The sequence below is a fragment of the Stenotrophomonas sp. YIM B06876 genome (genome assembly GCF_030711595.1).
Lineage (GTDB): Bacteria > Pseudomonadota > Gammaproteobacteria > Xanthomonadales > Xanthomonadaceae > Stenotrophomonas.
Map to the genome: position 1 here is coordinate 1 of NZ_JAUJUJ010000646.1, position 359 is coordinate 359.

The 359-nt window shown below is 66.9% G+C and carries 1 protein-coding gene; it reads left to right on the forward strand.

The window, feature by feature from the left end; translation table 11 throughout:
* Positions 1 to 359 (forward strand): TRCF domain-containing protein (locus QZH66_RS18860; RefSeq protein WP_345783890.1); only part of this gene is annotated, 359 nt, incomplete at both ends.

Consider the following 359-nt stretch of genomic DNA (forward strand, 5'->3'; position numbering starts at 1 on the left):
CGCGGCGCCGGCGAGATGCTGGGCGAGAACCAGAGCGGCAACATGATGGAAATCGGCTTTCAGCTCTACAACGAAATGCTCAGCGAGGCCGTGCGCTGCCTCAAGGCCGGCAAGGAGCCCGACCTGCTCAGCCCCCTGAGCGTGACCACCGACATCAACCTGCACGCCCCGGCCCTGCTGCCCGACGACTACTGCGGCGACGTGCACCTGCGCCTGTCGTTCTACAAGAAACTCGCCACGGCGCGCACGCCCGAGCAGATCGACGCCCTGCTCGAAGAAATCGTCGATCGCTTCGGCAAGCTGCCCGCCCAGGCGCAGACGCTGGTCGACGTGCACCGCCTGCGCGTTCTCTCGCAGCC